Annotated in this window: 18 protein-coding genes; 12 read left to right on the top strand and 6 right to left on the bottom strand. The window is 33.1% G+C overall.

Going from position 1 to position 21,734, the window contains the following annotated elements; translation table 11 throughout:
• The first annotated feature begins 225 nt into the window (after positions 1-225).
• The 9 genes from VFM92_RS00445 to VFM92_RS00405 all read left to right on the top strand — a co-directional run bounded on the left by VFM92_RS00445 (position 226) and on the right by VFM92_RS00405 (position 6,879).
• Positions 226-423, top strand: a complete 198-nt coding sequence (locus VFM92_RS00445) for a hypothetical protein (RefSeq protein ID WP_325120217.1) — start codon at positions 226-228, stop codon at positions 421-423.
• A gap of 80 nt (positions 424-503) precedes the next feature.
• Entirely contained in the window at positions 504-1,571 is a 1,068-nt protein-coding gene (locus VFM92_RS00440; RefSeq protein WP_325120216.1) for a hypothetical protein, read from the top strand.
• A gap of 503 nt (positions 1,572-2,074) precedes the next feature.
• Positions 2,075-2,623: an REP-associated tyrosine transposase gene (locus tag VFM92_RS00435; RefSeq protein WP_325120215.1), complete on the top strand. Its 549-nt coding sequence runs from the start codon at positions 2,075-2,077 to the stop codon at positions 2,621-2,623.
• Positions 2,624-2,765: 142 nt separating this feature from the next.
• Positions 2,766-3,254, top strand: coding sequence for a hypothetical protein (locus VFM92_RS00430; protein ID WP_325120214.1), 489 nt, complete (start codon positions 2,766-2,768; stop codon positions 3,252-3,254).
• 201 nt (positions 3,255-3,455) lie between these two features.
• Positions 3,456-3,692 carry a hypothetical protein gene (locus VFM92_RS00425; RefSeq protein WP_325120213.1) on the top strand — a complete coding sequence of 79 codons (237 nt, stop codon included), beginning with the start codon at positions 3,456-3,458 and terminating at the stop codon, positions 3,690-3,692.
• Positions 3,689-3,994, top strand: a complete 306-nt coding sequence (locus VFM92_RS00420) for a type II toxin-antitoxin system RelE/ParE family toxin (RefSeq protein ID WP_325120212.1) — start codon at positions 3,689-3,691, stop codon at positions 3,992-3,994. Before VFM92_RS00425 ends, VFM92_RS00420 begins: the two co-directional genes overlap by 4 nt.
• 236 nt (positions 3,995-4,230) lie before the next feature.
• Entirely contained in the window at positions 4,231-6,186 is a 1,956-nt protein-coding gene (gene ispG, locus VFM92_RS00415) for a (E)-4-hydroxy-3-methylbut-2-enyl-diphosphate synthase (RefSeq protein ID WP_325120211.1), read from the top strand.
• A 26-nt stretch (positions 6,187-6,212) separates the two neighbouring features.
• Positions 6,213-6,443: a DUF6728 family protein gene (locus tag VFM92_RS00410; RefSeq protein WP_325120210.1), complete on the top strand. Its 231-nt coding sequence runs from the start codon at positions 6,213-6,215 to the stop codon at positions 6,441-6,443.
• A gap of 79 nt (positions 6,444-6,522) precedes the next feature.
• Positions 6,523-6,879, top strand: a complete 357-nt coding sequence (locus VFM92_RS00405; protein WP_325120209.1) for an MmcQ/YjbR family DNA-binding protein — start codon at positions 6,523-6,525, stop codon at positions 6,877-6,879.
• On the opposite strand, the gene VFM92_RS00400 is transcribed toward VFM92_RS00405, so the two are convergent.
• Positions 6,867-8,447: an OmpA family protein gene (locus tag VFM92_RS00400; RefSeq protein WP_325120208.1), complete on the bottom strand. Its 1,581-nt coding sequence runs from the start codon at positions 8,445-8,447 to the stop codon at positions 6,867-6,869. The genes VFM92_RS00405 and VFM92_RS00400 overlap by 13 nt on opposite strands.
• A gap of 293 nt (positions 8,448-8,740) precedes the next feature.
• Here VFM92_RS00400 and VFM92_RS00395 point away from each other — a divergent pair, with 293 nt between their 5' ends.
• A complete protein-coding gene (locus VFM92_RS00395) occupies positions 8,741-9,415 on the top strand; it encodes an SGNH/GDSL hydrolase family protein (protein WP_325120207.1) in 675 nt (224 codons plus the stop codon).
• Positions 9,416-9,449: 34 nt separating this feature from the next.
• A complete protein-coding gene (locus tag VFM92_RS00390) occupies positions 9,450-10,067 on the top strand; it encodes a hypothetical protein (protein ID WP_325120206.1) in 618 nt (205 codons plus the stop codon).
• Positions 10,068-10,173: 106 nt separating this feature from the next.
• Here VFM92_RS00390 and VFM92_RS00385 read toward each other — a convergent pair whose 3' ends face one another.
• Complete coding sequence (locus VFM92_RS00385; protein ID WP_325120205.1) at positions 10,174-10,926, bottom strand: isoprenylcysteine carboxylmethyltransferase family protein; 753 nt, start codon at positions 10,924-10,926, stop codon at positions 10,174-10,176.
• A gap of 174 nt (positions 10,927-11,100) precedes the next feature.
• Here VFM92_RS00385 and VFM92_RS00380 point away from each other — a divergent pair, with 174 nt between their 5' ends.
• Positions 11,101-11,640, top strand: a complete 540-nt coding sequence (locus VFM92_RS00380) for a DsrE family protein (RefSeq protein ID WP_325120204.1) — start codon at positions 11,101-11,103, stop codon at positions 11,638-11,640.
• A gap of 45 nt (positions 11,641-11,685) precedes the next feature.
• Here VFM92_RS00380 and VFM92_RS00375 read toward each other — a convergent pair whose 3' ends face one another.
• The 4 genes from VFM92_RS00375 to VFM92_RS00360 form a co-directional block, all read right to left on the bottom strand.
• Complete coding sequence (locus VFM92_RS00375; RefSeq protein ID WP_325120223.1) at positions 11,686-13,851, bottom strand: DUF5916 domain-containing protein; 2,166 nt, start codon at positions 13,849-13,851, stop codon at positions 11,686-11,688.
• 175 nt (positions 13,852-14,026) lie between these two features.
• Positions 14,027-15,043, bottom strand: a complete 1,017-nt coding sequence (locus VFM92_RS00370) for a response regulator (RefSeq protein ID WP_325120203.1) — start codon at positions 15,041-15,043, stop codon at positions 14,027-14,029.
• A gap of 103 nt (positions 15,044-15,146) precedes the next feature.
• Positions 15,147-19,154, bottom strand: a complete 4,008-nt coding sequence (locus tag VFM92_RS00365) for a CheR family methyltransferase (RefSeq protein WP_325120202.1) — start codon at positions 19,152-19,154, stop codon at positions 15,147-15,149.
• Positions 19,147-21,723 (bottom strand): PAS domain S-box protein, encoded by a 2,577-nt coding sequence (locus VFM92_RS00360; protein ID WP_325120201.1) that lies wholly within the window; start codon positions 21,721-21,723, stop codon positions 19,147-19,149. Before VFM92_RS00360 ends, VFM92_RS00365 begins: the two co-directional genes overlap by 8 nt.
• Between the last annotated feature and the right edge of the window lie 11 nt (positions 21,724-21,734).

The following is a 21,734-nucleotide window of genomic DNA, read 5'->3' as shown; positions in this document are numbered from 1 at the left end:
GTAATGCTTATTCTGATAGCTTACAAAGTAGATGGTTGATATTAGATGTTTTATGATTTAAATATTTGTGACTATTTTTCGGATTGGAATTAAATTGAAATTTCAATTTTAACATGTCAGGCGATAGGCGTGGGTTTAAACCTAATTTCTTAGATTTGAATTTTGAATTGTTAGTATATATATATATGCATTGTTAAATGTATTTTAAATCTAAATAACAATCAAATGAAAAAAAGTATCAAAGCATTAGCACTTGTGACAGCAGTATTACTGGCATTTACAGTTTCACCAATTCAATCGCAAGATCCAGAACCGATTAAACCAAAACCTGATTATGATCAAGGTAAAATGGTAAAAGATTATTGGGGGACGGATGTATTCGTATGTCCTCATACTGAAGGTACAGTGAACTGTGTGTCATAAATAAGAAATCCTTTGTATTGAACGAATTTAGAACCCATAGCCAATTGAATGTTATGGGTTCTTTTATCTAAAAAATGTTTATGAAATTTATTAATCTAGTTACTTTTTTTGTTATCGTATCTTTTTGGAGCTGTCAAACGCCTGACTCAGAGTATAAAACTAAAAATGTTAGCCTTCAAATTGTAGATTCTTTTCATGTTGCCATCAATAAAGTATCTTTTCATTTGCAAGATTACAATGAAAAGACCCAAACCTATCTGGCTTATGATGCTGTACTGAAAACCCTATATGAATTAAACGATAGTTTTGAGCTGAAGAAAAAAATAGATTTAGAACATAAGGATAAGAATGGATATGGACCACAAAATTTCGGTTCTTGTTATCTGAATGACTCTACCGTAGCAGTTTTAGGCTTCGATTCCTTTTACTTTTATAATACAGACTGGGAGCTTATCAGGAATATACCTTTGCCTGATAACAGAACAGCCTTGCAACAGCCTAATTGGGCGATATATAGCTTAAATGATGGCAATTCTATTTTATTTAGCTCGAAAATTCGGGGAGAAGAAAACAGTAAGCCACCATTGACATTATTAAATCTTGAAGAGTCCGCAACATCTCCAATAACCACTTTTGGCGAATATACAAAAGAGAGTCTGTATCTTAAAGAAGCTAATTCCCAGTTAACCAATACAGTCCTTTTTTCTGCCTCTGATGATAAAATATTCAGTATAAATGAGCATGAGCCTGTTTTTGCGGAATATGATTTAGACGGAAGTATTTTGAATCAGAACACACTCTTCATAGATGGATTTTTTAAAAATTTCAACCCCTTGGATTTTAACTTGACAGGAAGAGAAAGGCTACAGGATGAGGCCAAAAATGATGTGATTAAATCCCTTCACACGCACGAAAATACGCACGCTTTAAATCTGTTTAAGGGTAAAGATGATCCAGATGATGATCTGCAGCGTTATTTAGTATTGTTGAAGGGCAATAACATAAGCCAACCTATTGAATTTAAACCGCCTTTCTTGGGTTTAGGAGCTTTTCTACCTAATGGTGATTTGCTGATGCATGCAAGTCCGAAAGACCAGGAAAAATCATCAGGATTTTGGTATTACAAAGTGAAAATTGAGGGCTTGTAGGTGATTTTCAATCATTTTAAAAGTGAAGAAATATTCTCCACTTGATGAGTTAAAAACTCAAGGCCCTCTCTCGTCCTCGTTTGTAACGAGGATGCCTAAACCAAGCATTTATAATGCTTATTCTGATAGCTTACAAAGTAGATGTTAGATTTTTATGATTTAAATATTTGTGCCTATTTTAGGGACTGGAAATAAATTGGAATTTCATTCTTAACATGTCTGGCGATAGGTTGAAAATTGAAGGACTGTAGGGAAATATTCTCCACTTACTGAGTTAAAAACTCGAAATTTAAGAATCCTCGTTACAAACGAGGACTAGCTGGCAATGAAAGGTTAAATAAACATAAAATTCTTCTCTCGTCCTCGTTTGTAACGAGGATGCCTAAACCAAGCATTTCTAATGCTTATTCTGATAACTTACAAAGTAGATGGTAGATATTTTATGATTTGAATATTTGTGCCTATTTTAACGCCTAGAACCAAATTGTAATTTCAACCTTATTATGTCAGGCGATAGATATAAAATATCAGATCAAAATGCTGTTTATTTCGTGACTTTTACTGTAATAAATTGGATTGATGTTTTCACACGAAATACTTACAAAATAGAAATAGTAAATTCTTTAAATTATTGCATTAAGGAGAAAGGTTTAAACGTTCATGCTTGGTGTTTAATGAGTAATCATATTCATTTAATTGTTTCAGCCAGGGAAGGGTTTCGTTTATCAGATATCATAAGAGATTTTAAGAAATTCACTGCTAAGCGAATTATTAAGATGATGGAGAGTGAGCCTGAGAGCAGGAGGGATTGGATGTTACAACAATTCATTTTTGCAGGATCAAAATTGAAAAGAATAAAGAAGTATAAGTTTTGGAAAGATGACAATCATGCAATAGAATTAAGTTCAAAAATGATGGAAGGAAGGATTAATTACGTCCATCAGAACCCTGTAGAATCCTTAATAGTAGGCAATGCGAAAGATTATTTATACAGCTCAGCAAGAGATTATTCGGATGGGAATGGTTTTGTAATAATTAGCTTTCTGAGTTGAAAACTCAAAGTTCAAGAATCCTCGCTACAAACGAGGACTAGCTAGGGGGAGATGTTTCTCCAAATAAGTATGAGAGAAGTGGAAAATTAAAAAGACAATATTTTTTATGATATCAATTAAAAACAGTACCGCAATTATATATGTGTTAATATTTACTTTTCTTAGTTCATGTGAAAATAGGACAAATGAAAATGATGGTTATTGTAAATCTAAATCTTCTGAATTTTTAGTATTAGTTAACGATTTAATAAATGAATACAAGAATAATTCAAATACACAGAACGATACTCAAACTAAATTAAGAATAGCAATAGTAGACTCATTAAACCATTTTAGTTTTATCATAATTGAAAAATCAGGTGGTATTTCTACGTCAACTGGACAGATATTAAATGGTTGTAGTCCATTTGCAGACAAAATTTCATTATTCAAATATTATAGAAAAAATGTAATTGGTAGTTTATATAAAAGACCAAATGCTAATGACACAAATTCTTTAGACTTTATAGATGTACTGAACAGAAATCTATATGGACCAGATTATTATTTTAATGAACAATACTTAGAAAGCTCCAACTTGAACCAATTTATAAATGACTTTAAAGTCTTCCAGTTAGATTTACTTGAATGATTACCCCGTTGCATCAAAAATAGTTGATGACCCATAAGATTATAAATGCAATTCAGCAAAGGAATATTTTGGCTTAAACAGAGAGATTAAAAATTGAAATCTTATGCTAATTACGCTTTTTAGTTCGCAACATGCGATATGAAGAGATATTCAATTCCCCCTTTTATGATGAATTAATTATAAAAATAAATCGTTACTTTTATGATAGCAATGAAAACAATAGACATCAAAACGGAACTAAAAAGCCTGATTGACCAGGAGACAAACCTGAGCTTATTAGAGACAGTAAAAGCTTTGTTTAAACAAAGAGACTTTGACCCTTCCATTGAAAAAGAAATGATATCCAGAGCGCTTGAATCCGAGCAAGATATCAAAGAAGGAAAAGTCTACACGATAGACGAAGCAGACTCTGAACTCAATAAGCGATTAGGTTTATGAAGGTAATACTTACTGTTCAATCCATAACTCGCTTGGAGCAGTCCCTGCGATTTCAACTTGAAGAGTTACAAATACCCAAAGATCAAGTTGTTAAAATCAAGAATAAGCTAATAGAAAAAGCTAAGAGCCTATCAGTAAGTCCTTATAAAGGTCAATACGAACCTTATCTTAGCAAGCTGAAAAAAGGTCACAGAAGATTAATTGAAGGTAATTTTAAAATCGTTTATCGAGTAGAAGGTAATATTATTTATGTGGTAGACTTCTTTGATAGCCGAGATAATCCTATGAAAATGAAAGGTTAAATAATAATATAGTTCAGTTCTTTAAGTTTTTTTTCTGTTGGTGATAAGTGTTTGCATCTGTCCTTTTAGTAAGAAATTTTTAGAGTTTCAATCCTCAGTTTTTAATTACTGGTTCAAATCTATAGTATATGAATCACTTATATCATTCTTCTTCCTAACAATTTAAGCAATTAAGAATAGTTGTTATACTAACAATTTGTTTACTTTGTAGTTAAATCCGTGGAAGGAAGTAAAATATGGAAATCTCAGCTAAAAATTTTCAACAGTATTGCAATAGTTTGGTTGCTTACAAACGCAGAAAGACTATTCCTGTAAAAGTCGGTGATGTGACGATAGGAGGCGATAATTCAATCGTATTGCAATCTATGACCACTATTGACACCATGGATACGGAAGGTTCCATAGAGCAATCTATCAGAATGATAGAAGCAGGTTGTCAATTGGTGAGAATTACCGCTCCATCCATCAAAGAAGCAGAAAACCTACGAGCCATTAAAGAAGGCTTGGTAAAAAGAGGATACAATACACCCTTAGTAGCTGATATTCATTTTACGCCTAATGCAGCAGAATTAGCTGCAAAAATCGTAGAAAAAGTTCGGGTGAATCCTGGTAATTATGCCGATAAAAAGAAATTTGAGAATATTGAATATACTGATGATAGCTATAAAGCAGAATTAGATCGGATTAAAAAGCGATTTAAGCCTTTAGTGAAAATCTGTAAAGAACACGGCACTGCCATGAGAATTGGAACCAATCACGGCTCTCTTTCTGACCGTATCATGAGCCGTTATGGAGATACACCTTTCGGTATGGTGGAGTCTGCCTTGGAATTTATCAGAATTTGCGAGGAAATGGAATTCTACGATATCGTAGTGTCCATGAAATCAAGTAATCCGCAAGTGATGGTACAGGCTTATCGTTTACTGGTCCAAAAGCTCGATGAAGAAGGTTTAAAGCCATATCCTTTGCATTTAGGTGTAACGGAAGCTGGAGAAGCGGAAGACGGTAGAATCAAAAGCTCAGTGGGTATTGGCACTTTATTGGAAGATGGGTTAGGCGATACGATTCGAGTTTCTTTGACTGAAGAACCCGAAGCCGAAATCCCTGTAGCTAAAGTCTTGGCCGACCGATACAAAGACAGAGAAGAGCATGATGAAATTCCTTCGATTGAAAATACCTTTTTTAATCCTTACGAGTACGAAAGAAGAAATAGCAGACAAACAGCTAATATTGGCGGGAAGGATGTCCCTATTGTCATGGCAGATTTTTCATTGAAGAAAGAGATTACGCCTGCTTCGTTCTTTGCCGTGGGATATAATTACTCAGTTCCTTTAGACAAATGGTCAATATCTGATTTTGCATGTGATTATATTTTCACAAATGATAAAACAGTAGATTTTGAAATTCCAGGTACTTTAGGAATAGTACATTCTCATAAAACCTGGCTGGATGAAAAACATAAAGAAAGAAGATTTCCTTTTATCAATCCTAAAGAATATTTAGCTGGAGCTGAATTGCATCCTAAGTTGAATTTTATCTATGCTATTTTATCCGATTTATCAGAGGAACTGATATCGAAGTTGAAGAATGATAAAACGGCAGTTTTATTAATTGACACCTACAATAATCATGGTTTAGCCGAGCAGCGTAGGCTTTTCATGGAGTTGATGCAGAAAACATGCGATGTGCCTGTAGTGATTGGTAGAGCTTATCAAGATTTGTCACTCGAGAAATTACAATTATATGCGGCTACTGATATGGGTGGTTTATTAATTGATGGCTTTGGTGATGGAGTGTTTATTGCAGCCGAGAATTGCGGTGGTGATAAAGCCATAAACGAAACGGCTTTCAATATTTTGCAAGCTAGCAGAACCAGAATTTCCAAAACGGAATATATTTCTTGCCCATCTTGCGGTAGAACCCTCTTTGATTTGCAAGAAACTACTGCAATGATTAGAAACAGAACTAATCATTTGAAAGGAGTGAAAATAGGAATTATGGGCTGTATTGTAAACGGTCCGGGTGAAATGGCCGATGCCGATTATGGTTATGTGGGTTCTGGAAAAGGAAAAATCACGCTTTATAAAGGACAGGAAGTGATGAAAAGGGGAGTGCCTTCTGAAAAAGCAGTAGATGAATTGATAGAAATAATCAGACAAGATGGAAATTGGTTAGAACCACAAGAGGCTTAATGTTGTTACCTGAAAAATGAATACCTATGACTAAAGAATCAAATTCAAATCAGGAAAATAAGACTTCAAATGACTGGACATCCTATTTCCAGTTAGGGGATGTGGCTTCTTATTTCAAAAGATTATTTGGAAAAAAAGATCCAAATGCGCCAAGCAATTTTAATCTAAAAATGATGCACGGTATTAATAAAATATCCATTGTCATCTTTTTAATTGCTGTAATCGTTATGGTTACTAGAGCTATTATGCGTTCTTAATTAATTTATTCTGGATTTTAAATTCTTTACTATTTATAGAATTAAAATGTAAATTCAATAATTTTAAATTTTACAATCTGTGAACATTGAGGACTTCAGAAACTTTTGTATTCAGAAATATGGAGTAACAGAAGAATTACCTTTCGATGAAAATACATTGGTTTTTAAAGTAATGGGTAAAATTTTTGCACTTGTAGATATAAATTTATTTGAAAGTGTAAATTTAAAGTGCAACCCCGAAGAAGCTATCAAATTACGTGAGCAGTATGATGCTGTAAAACCAGGCTATCATATGAATAAAAACCACTGGAACACCATTGCATTTAATGGCAGTATAAGTGATAGAGAGATTTTTCACTGGATAAATCACAGCTACGATTTGGTTGTTTCCAAATTACCTAAGAAACTACGAACTGAGGTGCATCAGAATATGTAAAATTCTACCCTTCTGTTAAGTTCTCTCCCTTCAAATTCATCATCGTTACTAGCAATTGGCCTTTCTTTCCCTTCACAACTAATTTCAATTCTCATAGGGTTTAAACCTCTTGCTACTAATGCATCTTTCACATTATTTGCTCTATTACATGAAAGATCAATATTGATATCTTCGCCTCCAATACCGTCTGTGTGGCCTTCTAAAAGAAGCTTCATATTTTGCTGTTTCTTCATTTCTGCAGCTATTTGATCTAAAAGATTATTAAATCTGATTGGCAACTTTTCTGAGTCAAATTCAAAATAGATGTTTCTATTGATTTTCATTCCTTTGGAGCCAACATCAATCAATTTGATATCCTCCTCCTTACCAGCAATGCCTAGTCTTTGCCCTATTCTAGAGAAAAAACCTTGGTTCTTAGTGGCTTCTAATTCAGCCTGGTAATCCATTTCCTGAATGATAGTGACTCCATTTGGTTGTGTGCCATTTTCATTCTTAACTTCTTTTGTTTCTGCTAATACCACTGAGGGAACTTCTCCGATTTGCTCTTGTTTTGGATTCACCTCAGCATTTTGTGCAACTACTGTCTTTTCAACAATAGGCTCTAAAATAATTTCTTCTTTCTTCTCAATATCGGGTGTAGGCATTTTGGTTTGCTTGCTTTTGTTGCGAGCAGCAATTATTTTTTCTTTTATTTCATCAGAAAGTGTAGCCCTCCAAATATTTCTATTTTCTGAATTGGCTGGGTAAGAATCATAATAGAGGTAATTCAAACTCGGATCAATTGAGACAAAAGTTTCTTCAAATTTTGTATTGATCACGGCTCCTAAATTTTCTGGTTCTGTCCATTCGTTCCAGCTATCACCGGTTCGATAGGCCATAAATATATCAGCAGCACCTTGTCCATTATGACCATAGCTAGCAAAGAAAATTGTATTACCATCATTGGTTAAAAAGGGAGCGAAATCTGCTTTTTCAGAATTAAGCGCTTCACCCATACTCATTGGAGTGCTAAATCTTTTCGAATCTTCCTGATAAACACTGTAGTACAAATCCTGGTCACCTTCGGAATCTTTTCTTTCAACGGCCATCAAAATGACTTTATGTTTGAAATTGTAATCAAAATCTACATAAGGATTATTGTTGTAATAGCCATCTATTGGTAATTCTTTAGGGTCGGTGCTGCCTTTAGTAAATAACGCTAACTCAGAACTTACACCTCGGTAACGAGCGTTTACAAAAATAAGTGAATCATCATTTTTGCTGGCTCTCACCAAATCGTTTGCTTGTTTATTATTGTAGTTCTCTCCTAAATTCTTTGGCTTAGTCCAAATTCCTCTTGAATCAAATTCACTAACCCAAACATCTTGGAAATCTTTTTCTCCTCTAATATTTTCAGGATGAAATCTTCTATTTAGATATAATTTTTTACCGTCATCGGAAATGATGGGTCTTACGTCTTGGGTACTGCTGTTTACGTTTCCAGGTAAACCTTCCGTACTAATTTCCTCTTGTGAAAAAATAAAAAAAGGAACAAAAGCAATTAAAATTAGTGTAAAAAATGGTTTCAATATATTGACTTTAATTTTAAGGTTTGATTTAGTGAAACATCACTAATTAAAAAAAATAAAAAAAAATGGTATTAAATAAGGTTTTTCGATTAAGTGTAGATAAATGTATATGAATAATTTGCAATTTTTTTAAAAATTGTAAAATTTTAATTTTTTACTCTTTTTGTATAAATCTAATTTAGTAGTTTTTCTTTTTTTAATTATCAACTATTTATTTTCATCTCACGAATCTCTGAAGAATCTTTTAATTTTAATTAATTTATTTTAAATTGCACTTTATTTATAATTTTGAAATGAAAAACATCAAATTTTTAATCATTTTTTTATTCGCTACTGTTAATCTTATGGCTCAAGAACAGATTTCTTACTTAGCATTAGGTGACTCTTACACTATTGGAGAAGCTGTAGATTCTGATAGTACTTGGTCTCAACTTTTGGTCACAAAATTGAATCAAAAAGGTATAGACTTGAAGTTAGAAAAAATAGTGGCAACTACAGGCTGGACAACAGATGAGTTGATTTCAGCTATTGAAAAGGATAAAGAGTTAGCTAATAATACCTATGATGTAGTGAGTCTGTTGATTGGTGTTAATAATCAATACAGAGGCTATGGAATCAAGCAATATGAAGAGGAATTCGAGTTTTTATTAAAAAAAGCTATACAATTAGCTGGGAAAAAAGCTGAAAATGTTTTTGTAGTTAGTATTCCAGACTACGGAGTTACTCCATTTGTAAAGAAGAATAACAAAAATGCAGAATTGATCGGTAAAGAATTAAAATTATATAATCAAATAGCGCAAAACATCTCCAATGATTATGGCGTTATGTTTTTTGATATTACACCTATTTCATTAAAAGCGGTTTGGGATAAAACCTATGTTGCGAAAGATGAGTTACACCCATCAGCTAAAATGTATGAAGAATGGGCTGAGTATATTGAGTCATCAGTATATTTAATGTTAAAATAATAAGAATTTGAGAAAGTATGCGCTGATATGTTTTATGGTGATTTTTACCTTTACAGCCTGTAAAGATAAAATGGTCTGCGCTGCATTTCAGAGTTCTTATATTTTAGATAAAGAAGAACAAAGAGAAAGATTTTCCCTATTTAAAGGCGATTCAATAGTTATAAATGCTAATGCTTCCACCAGCAATTACGAAACAAATATTTACGGCATATCAGAAAAAAAATATGGCTACTGGAAACAACAGGAGCTATTGAGAGTAAAGCAGAAGGAAGTATATAGTGATGAAGTTGATTCTTTATTGAATATCCGAAAAAGGGATCTATCTGAAATGGCAGAGGCTGGAACAGCAGATAGTGTCACGCAAGAGTTTGATAGTGCTCAATTAGCAGATGGTGCAGATGCATGGGACAATACCAAAAGGTTTAATTATAATGTTGATTTTGTAAAATACATGGAGCTTGTAGGTAATGATGTTTTGTTACAACAAGCTGCTGACAGAGATTCTGCTGCAGCAAAAGCCAAAAGAGAAAAAGTAAATCAACCTGAGGATTCTACATCGAATACAAAAGACGGTTTTTTCAAAAATCTTTTTAAGAATAAAACTAGAAACGCTCAAGACAGCACTGAAAATAATAGTCCCATCCAAGGATAATTTTTTCTCTAGAAATTAAGTAAGCGGGATATTTTATCTTCTTTAATAAACTAGGTATAGGATTGAATAAGAATCCATCAATACCTTTTAATGGATCCTTATTCAGTTACATTCCATCTTCTTGCCTTAATAAAGCAGAACGTTTCAATGCTTTTAAAATTAAATAGATAACAATGGAAACGACTGCAGCAATGATCAAAGATATATTAAAATTTTGGGTACCTTTGAGTAGCTCCGCCAATACATCAAAAACGCAAAAGATAATAAAAATTGCAGCAAATCCATTTTTCTCTTTTTTCAATACTTTCTTCCAACTAAAAGGTAGATTTGGCTTTTTGAAGTTCTTAAAAGTAGGAATAAATGCAGGAGTTTTCTCAGCCCAATCGGTATATACTTCCTTAAATTTTCTTCTTAAAAATTGCTCTTCGGCAAACATTATTCTTTCATAATATACCCAATAGAATAATACAAAAGCCACATTAAACCAAATATTTTCAGTAAGTAAAGCTGGACCCAACCACATAAAAAAATTCCCAACATAAAGTGGATGCCTTACAGTGGAATAAATACCTGTTGTATTTAGGGTATCTGCTACTTGCTTCCCTGTATTTCTTCCTGAGGTATTTTTAGGAGTATGACCCACCGTATAAGCTCTAATATACTGCCCAAATAAACTGACTGCAATACAGAAAATGAGGTAATAATTCTTGATTATCGGGTCTTGAATTAAAAATTCGGATGGGTTTAAGGCTGCATACAAATAGATAGCCAAGCCAATAAATAATATTAAAATAGGAAGTGTTCCTCTGTATTTGAAAAGCCAAACGCCTTGTTGTTCAAATTCTTCTTGTAATGCCATTAATTATGAAGTTCATTTTAAAAAGTTGCAAATTAACTATTATCTAAGCAATTAATTAAGCTAAATGTGATAAAATGTAACTTCCAACCTGAAAACTATCCTTTAAATGCCGTTTGATAAGTTAAAATCCGAATAATAATGTAATTTCAAGGACGAAACTTAAAAAATCATCATATGAAAAATATCTGGTCAATTTTTGTCATAATTATTTTAATTAATTTTTCTGCTAAGGGCCAAGAAGCTCAATATCCTATTGTGAAGGGTTTTGGCGGCATCTACAAAATGGAAAATTTAGTGGAAGAATTAGAGGAAGGTTCTAAAGTAAAAGTTATAGTCGAACTGGTATCTGGTAATGAAATGCCTGAAGAATATTCTTTTTGGGTAAATAACATTGCCCGACTAATGAATTTGCATGGTATTGAAGGAGTTTCACCTGCTGATTTGGATGTAAAAGTCGTGGTGCACGGACCTGCTGTTTTTGATCTACTTTCACATGGTAATTATTTTGAGAAATATAGAATCCCGAAGAATCCAAACATTCCGCTTTTAGAAGCTTTAGATGAAGCTGGTGCAGAAATTATAATTTGTGGTCAATCTCTATACATGATGGATTTGGGAAGGAACGAATTATGGGAGAAAACAAAAGTGGCGACTTCTGCTTTAACCACAATTACCAAGAATGTGGCAGATGGCTATGTTTTGATTAAGTTCTAGTATATTCATTGGTTTTAATTCTCTGGTATTGGTATCATTTCCTACTTACAAATTTAACCAATAAGTAAGTTTTAAGACTAATGCTCTATTTTTGGTATTATCCCCTGGAATGAAATCAACGGGTCCGTTGGGCGCAAAATTTTCGGTATAAACTAAAAATATATCCGAGGCAGGTGCAAATCGCCATTGGAAACGCAAATTATAATTGACATTATCAAATCGGTTATTGTATTGTGCGAAACCAGTGAAAAATATGGCATCCGTCATCGTTAAATCTAATCTTGGGCCGATGAGGTAAAAATTAGCTTCTCCGAAGCCTTCCGCCAGCTGAATTGAATTGTAATCATATCGGACTGCGAAAGAACCATATGGCTGAAATCTATACCCAATATTACCGTTTAAATTGAACCGTGTACCATTATAAAATCCACCGTAACTCGTACTTACATCATAGTTAACAACAGAACGCCTATCGGAAGTATAATCTGCTTGAACCACATTCCATTCATATTCTGTACCACTTTCTAATAAATTCTCATTAAAGGGTGCAATAGGACTAAAATCGAAGAACATGTATTCATAATTTCTGCTAAAACCTATTGAAGCGGAAGAAGTATTGGTGAAATTGACATCATGAGACAAGCCCAAAGATCGGTCAGTTATTCTACTGAAATCGGTATTGGTGGTGTATGAAATTTCCATACTTAGACTGTGATTAATGACTTTATCATTTTCTGGATAAAAAGTGAGGGAAGGACTCAAAGATCCTTGATTATAGCCAACTCTAGGTACGAAACCCATCTCAGCATTGAACCCGTCTCCTATAGAAGTATGAACCCAACGGACGGCATAATTTCTTCTTTGATAACGGACATAAGCTCCGTGGTTATAAGTTCCTTCTTTATTCCAGTTATCAAAAGAGCGCTGGTAATAAAAATCACCTGCCCAGCGCGTATCTTCTGTAAAAAGATTAAATTCTGCACCTAACACTCTATTATAAAGTTTATAGCTCGTGGTGGTGTCATTTCCTTGAATCTCTCTTCTGGCTACTTGAGGATTGTATTCGCTGATATCTTTGCCTTTTTCTACTCCTAAATTTTCTTTGTTTGCAAATACGAAAGCAACATTTGAGCGTTTTAAAATATTCTGTTGGAGTGCTATAACAGTATAGTTCTGGTACGGCAGGTTAAGATCATCCCTTTTATCAGTCAACATATTCAATACGCCTATCCTTAATTTTTCATTCAATTTTCCACTCATTCTGGCGCCTCCTAAAATCGGTACTTGTTCCGAACGACCTAAAGTATCTGTAGTGATTCCGATTCTTCGAGAGAAAAAAGCACGAGATTGTGGTAGACCAAATTTGCTGAAGAGGTCAGCATTTTCCAGGAAAAATTGTCTACGCTCAGGAAACTGAACTTCAAACCGACTTAAGTTAATGACCTGTCGATCTACTTCTACTTGTGAGAAGTCAGGATTTACCGTTAAATCTAAATTCAGAGAGGGAGAAAGACCGATTTTTGCGTCAAATCCAGTATTTGCTCCCAAGCCGTCATCTAGTAGCGGTTCCTCATAATTTCTGCTATAATCACCTAATACATACGGAATAAATGAAATATTAGTACCTGCTTCTGGTGGATTTTCTGGCCATTTAACTTGCCCTGAAAACGTTAAAGCATTGGCGTTATATTGCTGCGGAACTGCAATCCAGCTGCTTTGCTCATTTCTTTTTAAGTGATTTCTGGTGAATTGTATATTCCAAACTCTATTTTCATTGCTGTAGCGAATGGATTTAAATGGTATGGCGATTTCCGCTACCCATCTGTCATCGTAGACCTTTACATTCGAATACCATTTGTTATCCCAATCGGAATTGGTATTTGAACCTTCATCTATTGTGGCTTCTCTTTGCACTCCAAAAGGCGTAATTCCAAAGGAAAATCCATTGGTAAAATCATTATAAGGGTCAATAAAGATGGAGAAATTTTCATTAAGAGATCCTTCCCAATCTCTCCGTAAGGATTGTACTACATAACCATCTTTCCCATCGAAGCAGGTAATGGCAAAGTAGAAATTTTGTTCATCGTAAGTCATCCGGACTTCTGAATCCATAGGCGCTGGGCGGTCGTCATTTGGAATGGTCATAAAGAAATCGGTTGCGACCTCTGAATTCTTCCAAATCAACTCATTTAATTCTCCATCTAATACAATATTCTCTTTTGTTTTTTGAAGCGTATACTGCGTTTGCTGTGCTTGATTTTGGGCTTTTGAAGAGAAGCACTCCTAAAAGAAAAAATAGTAGACCCGAAAGTTGAATTGGTGTTTTCATCGCTCGCAATACTACTAAAAGTAATGATGGGATAGTAAAGAATTTTTATAAGTGGATTTATTTATTTCTGTTACTCGTTTTATCCACAATACTGCGGATTACAGAATCAATTTCATGTGCTGAACTCAAAACATTTTTCAGTAAATAGGAACATTCATTATCTACTTCATTCATATCTTCGAAATGCTTTTTTTCTAATCTATTGATAATGGCCATCATTCGAGTTAAGGGTGCACGAACCAAATGTGATTGTTCCCATGCGATGTCTTTCAGCTGTTGATTTTGAAATTCGATTTGACTAATGTATGATTGTGTTTCGCTCATATCAAGTGCCATTAATAAAGTAGCTTCTATTCCTTGATAATCAATTTCATTCCCGTATAGCTTAACCTTTATTTTTTTTCCAGTTTTTAAAATATGCTCATGTAGGTTTTCATTTTTTAAAATTTCTTCTTCTGATATGTGCTGGTTGAATTTCTCTTTTGCATAATTCAAATCAATATGGTGAATTCTCATTTTTAAAAATTCATTTTTAGTAAACCCATATTTTTTAAGAGCTGCATTATTAACTTCTAAGAATTCTCCTGTGCTGCTATTGATGACGCAAATAGGCTGTGGATTTAATTGAAAAAGTTGCTGGTATCTTTTAACCGATAATTCAAGCTGCTTATCAATATGCTTGCGTTCAAAAGCGTAAGTAATGCTTTTTCGAAGTCCTTTACTGCTAATTTCATTTTTCAATAAATAATCGGTACAGCCTAGCGTAAGGGCTTGAATAGCTGTATGAATATCATCTTGACCCGTAAGTATAATAACCGGTGTATTTGGAGCACAGACCACAATTTCTTTTATTAAGTTACTTTGGTCAATATCTGGTAAACTCAAATCCAATAAAATAATCTTGTATGTTTGTTTATTATTGGTTAAGTGAGTCTTAGCTTCCTTGAAATTACTGGCAATATCAAGATTTAGTTTTGAAAATTCAGCATAAAGATAATCAGAGACTAATACCTGATCGCCAGGATTATCTTCTACTAATAATATCTTCAGTCCTTTATTTTCCTTTATTATCATAAAAAATGGGGATTATTACAAAAAATATAATTTGGTTATTTGCTTTAAATAGTACCCTAAACCAGTATCAATTAGTTAGAAGTTCCTTTTAAAAATAGATTTACTACAGTTGTTTACTGATACTAAAGTGAAAAGTAGAGCCAAGTCCTTCCTGGCTTTCAATGGTAATTTCACCAAAATGCGTTTCTACTATTTTTTTGCAAACGGCTAATCCTATTCCGTGGCTTTCCGAATCAGTATTATGCAGCTTTTGAAAGACTTTGAAAATTCTATCAAAATCCTTTTCAGAAATACCTATACCATTATCGGCTACAGAAAACACATAAAATAAATCATTTTCATCTGCTTTAATGGTGATAATGGGCTTATTGTCAGAACGATATTTTATGGCATTTTGTACAAGATTTTGAAGTAATCTTCCAAATAGTATAGGATATGCATGAAATTCCTCAATATTATCTACTAATTTAATTTGTGCATGATGTTCTTTTATCAAAGGATTTAATGAAAACTTCAATTCTTCGAATGCATCTTTAACAGTAATTGTTTTTAAATCTTCATTAAGCACTCCTGATCTTGAAAACTCCAGTAATGAATTAATAAGCTGGTTCATTTTATCTCCTGCGGAAACCGCCATATCCATATATTTCGATAACTTTTCACCTAGTTGGTCTCCAGATTTCTTTAATATCAATTCTAAGATGCTTTTTATATTTCTTGCAGGTTCTTTTAAATCATGCGAAGCGATATAAGCAAACTCCTCTAATGATTTATTCAGTCCTGTAAGCTTATTATTTCTTGATTTAAGGATTTGATTTAAAGATTCAATTTGCTCTTCATAATCTTTTTTGGCACTTATTTCATTCTGAATAGAGAAGAAACCCATAATCTCATTATTTCGATCAAACATAGGTTCACAAACTATATTTGTCCAGTATTTATAGCCAGATTTGCTGTAGTTAACGGTCTCAACTTCAAACCCTCTTTGATCTGCAATAGCTTCCGACATAATTTTTATCGTCCTTTGATCGGTTTCTGGACCTTGCAAAAACTCGCCTGGTTTTCTTCCCATTATATCAGACTCGTTATAGCCTGTCAGCTTTAAAAAGGAATCATTAACATAATTAATTCGACCACCTATATCTGTAATTATTACTGAATTTCTGGTTTGTTGTGCTATTAAAGAAAGTTTATGTAACTCATATTCGAACTGAATTCTTTTTGTTATATCAGTGGTATTGGCAATGATTTGGTCAATTTTAGCAGTATTATTGTAAATTGGAGTTAATCTTACTTCAAGCCATATTTTTTCATTTTTCTTCGTGAAAGCTTCCAGCTGAATTTTCCCAATTGAGTCTCCTGCTTTTACTTTCTCAATTGATTTTGTCCATAGTTTTTGATATTTCTTGTTTTGTATAAATTCAAAAGGATGTTTTTCAATTAATTCGTCTGGTTGATAACCAATAATTTTTTTCGCAGATGGAGAAACATATTCAAAATTTCCCATTAAGTCATGTACACTAATTATTTCAATAGAATTATTCGTAATTATTTTCAATAACTCTAACTGCGTTTCATGCTCTAAATTTATGTTTTTCAGTTCATGTTTTGATGATTGTAGGTCATTATTTGCTTTTGTATATGCTGTGATTTCAATAAATGCAATAACGATCCCTTTCGTTTCACCTTTACTCCTTTTGAACGGTGATATTCTCATCATAAATTTCCGATCATTTTGATCTTCAACACTGGCTTCTATGGCTTGCTGAGTTTTATGAACTTGATTTATTCGATCTACAATTTCTACTAACTGAATCTCTGATTTGAAGTGACTAATATGCCTTCCGATATCTTGCGGAAGTATACTCATGATTTCTGTGATGGCCGGTGTAAACCTTCTGATATTGAGTTGTTCATTTAGGAATAAAATCGGGATGTTGGTGCTTCTTATAAGGTTGTCTAGGTCATTATTGGTATCCGATAATTCCTCTACTTTTTCCTGAAATTCTGCATTTACTGAATATAACTCTTCATTTATAGATTCTAATTCTTCATTGGAGGTTTGTAATTCCTCATTGGAGGATTGTAATTCTTCATTGCTTGATTCTAATTCTTCAATAGTGGCTTGTAGATTTTCTTTATTAAGTTTTAATTCATTTTCTAATAGTTGAATGCGTTCTTTTGAAGCTAAATCTAAATCAACTTTTGCTGGTTTTATGGAGGTTTGTTGGTTTTCAGGGCTTAAGAAAAATGCGATGTATAAAGAATCACCCTGTCTCTCTAATTTTTTGAAATGAATATTGATAAGGTCTGAATTAAAAACATCAGCCATTTCATCCTGTATTTCAACATTTTTAAGACTGACTTCCTCATTTTCTTGAATTAATTTATTGGCAGTTAATTCAAACACCAGGCTTATCTGTTCGGGAATCATCCTTAAAATATTTAAACTGAATTCCCCTAATGGTAATTTCAACCATTTGTTTGTTTTCCCTGTGGTGTGAACTAGTTCAAATGATGAATTGAAAACAATAGCATCAGGTACATACTGCTGAATAAGGAATTCCTGAATGTTTTGTAGATGTCTTTTTTCTGTTTTAGGTGAATTTTTAAATCGTATTTGACTCGTTGAGTCAGGGGGAGTGAAAGAACTTTTTAACAAACTACTGTCTGTAAACACTTGACTATTAGGTAGTACTTTCGAATTTTTTTTGTTGACGTAAATTTTATGTTTTCTATTAAACTCACTGAAATTCTCTTCTGATTCCCCTATGGTTTCACTCGATCCTAACAATAAAAAACCTCCAGGATTTAAAACATATTGAAAAGCTGAAAAAAGGTTTTTCTGAATATCCTGATTAAGGTATATTAGTAAATTTCTACAACTAAGGAAATCAATCTTACTGAATGGTGGATCTTGAATAAGGTTATGAACTGAAAAAGTGATCATGTCCCTTATTTCTTTAGCAACTCTATATCCTCCTTTAGTAGGAATGAAATAGGCATTTAATAAGTAGGGGTGAACCTCATTTGATATACTTTCTGGAAATATTTGATTTCCAGCCATTCTAATTGCATCAACATCTAAATCAGTTGCAAAAATCTTTACATCATATTGTAAACTGTTTTTTTTAAGGTAATCTTTTAATAAAATGGCAATGGAATAGGCTTCTTCACCACTAGAACACGCAGGTACCCATATTCTAATGTTTCTACTTTCGGAAGCTTGCTCAATTATTTGTGGAATTACTTCTTCATTAATAACATGAAAAGTTTCTTGATCTCTAAAGAATCTAGTGACGCCAACCAAAAGTTCTTTTGCTAATAGGTAACTTTCTTCTGAATTATCACATACATAATGGTAGTATTCTTCTAATTCTTTATTGCCTTGCAAGCCCATCCTTTTCACAGTTCTTCGATAAATGGTGGAGTATTTATACCCTGTGAAATCTATTTTGGTTTGTTTCTTTACTTCCTTTAATATTAGGTTTATTAAACGGCTATTTTCTTCCTTTTTGAAATCTATCTGTAAAAGCTTTTCATGGCTTTTAAAAAATAAACCTAATTCAAAAGGCATTTTTTCTACTTGGCATATTTTATCTACAGCACCTGTGTGGATAGCATTTTTTGGCATGCCGTCAAACTTTGCAGTTTCAGGATCTTGTACTAATACTATTCCACCTTTTTCTTTAATAAATTTTATTCCGTCAGCACCATCGCTACCTGTTCCTGAAAGTATTATACCAGCTGATTCCTCTTTTTTATCCTCTGCCAATGACTGCATAAAGGAAGTGATAGGGTATGCCAACTTTCTGTCAGCCTTCTCTTTAAGGTATAGGTGATTAGAAGATATTTCCACAAAATATTTTGGTGGGTTGAGGTATATTGTATTGGCTTCTACCGTTATGCCATCCTCAATGATTTTTATGGGCAAACTAGTATGGCGCGCCAATAACTCATCCATTAAGCTTTTATAATCAGGAGCTAGATGTTGTATGATGATGTAAGCAAAGCCAGAATCATTTGATACTTTATTGAAGAATAGTTCTAGGGGTTCAAGCCCACCTGCAGATGCACCGATTCCTATTACTGGTATATGTTTATTATGCATAATCTATATTCTTTGGTAAAGTAAAGAAAAAACTGCTCCCCTTTCCTAATTGAGATTCTACCCAAATGTTACCTCTGTATCTTTCTACTATCTTTTTGCAAATTGCTAAACCTAAACCAGTGCCTTCATATTCTGATTTGGAATGTAACCTCTGGAAAATTTGAAATATTTTCTCGTGGTATATTTCATCTATTCCAATACCATTGTCAGTTATTTCAAACTGAAACTCACTTTTGTTTTCTGTCCAATTTACTTCAATTATCGGGTTATTATCTTTATTTGAATACTTGATTGAATTCCCTATTAAATTTCTAAAAAGCTGTCTTATTGCAGTTTTAGAATAATAAACATCAGGAAGTTCGGCTATCTCTAGATTCACATTTTTATTATTAATGCTAGAGTGCAGTAAGCTTAGGACTTCATCAATCTCAACATTTAAGTTTAATTTTTCTATTGATTCCTGATGGTTACCAGCTCTTGAGAATTCTAATAAATCGATGATGATTTGTCTCATTCGATGAGCGCCATCAACAGCAAAGTCGATATAAGAATGAGCTTTTTCATCTAATTCAACTTCATATTTATTTTTCAACATCGCCATAAAGCTCGATACCATTCTAAGCGGTTCCTGCAAATCGTGAGAAGCGATATAAGCAAATTGCTCTAATTCCTTATTGCTTGTTTCTAATTTTTTGGTGTAATCTTGCAAATCCGCATTAAGCTTTTCTAATTCTTTTTGCTGATGCTTTTCAAAGGTGATATCTCTGAAATAGATGGATAGGCCATTTTTAGATGGATAACTTCTAATATTAAACCAAGTTTTTAAGGGTTCATTAAAATAGTCAAAAACGATAGAGGTCTTATTCTTTTTAGCGTCAGCTAAATTTTTCTTTACATTATCTTCAATGGCATGATCGAAAATATCCCATATATTTTGACCTAATGCATGTTCTTTTTTTATGTTTAAAAGATTTTCAGCTTTTTTATTCAAATAGGTAAAATTATTTTCTTCATCCACCGCTAAAAATGCATCTGATATGCTATCAAGAATTTCATTTTCTTTCTCATAAGCTTCCTCTAATGCCTGAGAGATGATTTTTCTATCCGTAATATCTTTGTAGTAAACGGAAAACCCATCTTGACTTGGATAAATATTTTCATCAAACCATAAATCGAAGTATTGATAATAAAACTCGAATTGAGCTGGTTTTCCTGTTTGTTGAACTTCAAGTAAATAGTCTTTAAAAACCGATTTTTCCAGTTCAGGAAATTCAGAAAACAAATATTTACCTATCAAATTTTTTTGGGTTTTCCCCATGGTTTTGAGCGCACTTTCATTCACATAGGTAAACCTAAACTGTTCATCTAAAGCATAAAAAGCATCAGAAATACTTTCCAAGATATTTTTCTTTTCTGCTAAAGCTCTTTCAACTCCTTTTTTGTTTTTTACTTTTTCCGTGACATCTAAAACAGTTGAAATCATTAAATCTAAATCAATTAAAGGGATGTTTTTAGCATCTATAAATTTAGTATCGCCCTTTTTGGTAGTAATGCTAATCTCATTCCATTGCATTCTACTCATATCTTCACTTTCCATATCTGCCATTACTATTTGCCGGATTTCTTTCCGATATGTCGGGTCAGGATAGACTTTTTCGAAAAATGTTTTAACATCATTTAAGTCGCTTTCAGGCCATCCATAGGCTTTGCTAAATTCACTATTCATTAATAATTGCTTTCCAGAACTAATCTCATTCACAGCCACGCCCATTGGTATATGTTCCAGAATGCTTTCTACCAATTCACTATTTTTCTTTAATTCGCTTTCAATAGTTTTTTTATCTGTGATATCAGAACTATGACAAACCAAACCTACAATTTCATTATTTTCATACATGGGGGTGAGGTTGGCTTGAATCCAGACAGGTTTTAGCACTTTATTGCCAGAAGGGGAGATTTCGATATTGATTTTTTCACCTTTCAAACATTGGTCGTATAGCTTTTTCCATTTGTTTACGTATTCTTCCGTTAGTATTGGAATTTCAAGCATATTTTGACCCACTTTCAGGTCAAACTTCAAATCACGAAGAAAACGTTTTTTCATTGCCTCATTGCAGGCTAGCAAAATATAATTTCTATCAATACTCCAGATTAGGTTCTGGGTACCGTTTATGATGGCTTGAGAAGTTTTCAGTATTTTTTCTTTTTCGTAATCCTTTGGTGGTATTGTTTCCTTAGCAACGCAATAAATTATTTCTTGCTGTTTATCATATTTTACCGACCAAACCATAGGGATGAGGTGGCCTTTTTTATGTCGATAATGATTTTGAAAGGATGTTAAATTGTCCCCTTTCAGTATTTTTTGGTAAATATCTGTAGTGGCTTCTAAGTCTTCCGGGGAAACAAAATCCAGAAAAAGCTTTTGCTCTAATTCATCGGGATTATATCCCCAAATTTTTTTTGAAGCTTTGCTTATGGAAGTGAATTTGCCAGTTTTGTCAATTTTGCACATAATATCCAAACTCAATTCCATGAATTCTTCTAAGGATATTGGCCACTTTTTTGACATTTAATTAAAAT

This window comes from Marivirga sp. (genome assembly GCF_035704835.1).
GTDB lineage: Bacteria > Bacteroidota > Bacteroidia > Cytophagales > Cyclobacteriaceae > Marivirga.
The sequence above is the reverse complement of the archived record's forward strand: the minus strand, read 5'-3'. Positions and strand labels throughout refer to the sequence as shown.

What these genes read in the sequence shown, in the direction of transcription:
- VFM92_RS00410 (WP_325120210.1), top strand. Translation starts at nt 6,213, where the DNA reads ATGACTAAAGAATCAAATTCAAATCAGGAAAATAAGACTTCAAATGAC.
- VFM92_RS00385 (WP_325120205.1), bottom strand. Translation starts at nt 10,926, where the DNA reads ATGGCATTACAAGAAGAATTTGAACAACAAGGCGTTTGGCTTTTCAAA.
- VFM92_RS00380 (WP_325120204.1), top strand. Translation starts at nt 11,101, where the DNA reads ATGAAAAATATCTGGTCAATTTTTGTCATAATTATTTTAATTAATTTT.
- VFM92_RS00425 (WP_325120213.1), top strand. Translation starts at nt 3,456, where the DNA reads ATGATAGCAATGAAAACAATAGACATCAAAACGGAACTAAAAAGCCTG.
- ispG (WP_325120211.1), top strand. Translation starts at nt 4,231, where the DNA reads ATGGAAATCTCAGCTAAAAATTTTCAACAGTATTGCAATAGTTTGGTT.
- VFM92_RS00395 (WP_325120207.1), top strand. Translation starts at nt 8,741, where the DNA reads ATGAAAAACATCAAATTTTTAATCATTTTTTTATTCGCTACTGTTAAT.
- VFM92_RS00435 (WP_325120215.1), top strand. Translation starts at nt 2,075, where the DNA reads ATGTCAGGCGATAGATATAAAATATCAGATCAAAATGCTGTTTATTTC.
- VFM92_RS00440 (WP_325120216.1), top strand. Translation starts at nt 504, where the DNA reads ATGAAATTTATTAATCTAGTTACTTTTTTTGTTATCGTATCTTTTTGG.
- VFM92_RS00445 (WP_325120217.1), top strand. Translation starts at nt 226, where the DNA reads ATGAAAAAAAGTATCAAAGCATTAGCACTTGTGACAGCAGTATTACTG.
- VFM92_RS00390 (WP_325120206.1), top strand. Translation starts at nt 9,450, where the DNA reads ATGGTGATTTTTACCTTTACAGCCTGTAAAGATAAAATGGTCTGCGCT.
- VFM92_RS00360 (WP_325120201.1), bottom strand. Translation starts at nt 21,723, where the DNA reads ATGTCAAAAAAGTGGCCAATATCCTTAGAAGAATTCATGGAATTGAGT.
- VFM92_RS00420 (WP_325120212.1), top strand. Translation starts at nt 3,689, where the DNA reads ATGAAGGTAATACTTACTGTTCAATCCATAACTCGCTTGGAGCAGTCC.
- VFM92_RS00370 (WP_325120203.1), bottom strand. Translation starts at nt 15,043, where the DNA reads ATGATAATAAAGGAAAATAAAGGACTGAAGATATTATTAGTAGAAGAT.
- VFM92_RS00365 (WP_325120202.1), bottom strand. Translation starts at nt 19,154, where the DNA reads ATGCATAATAAACATATACCAGTAATAGGAATCGGTGCATCTGCAGGT.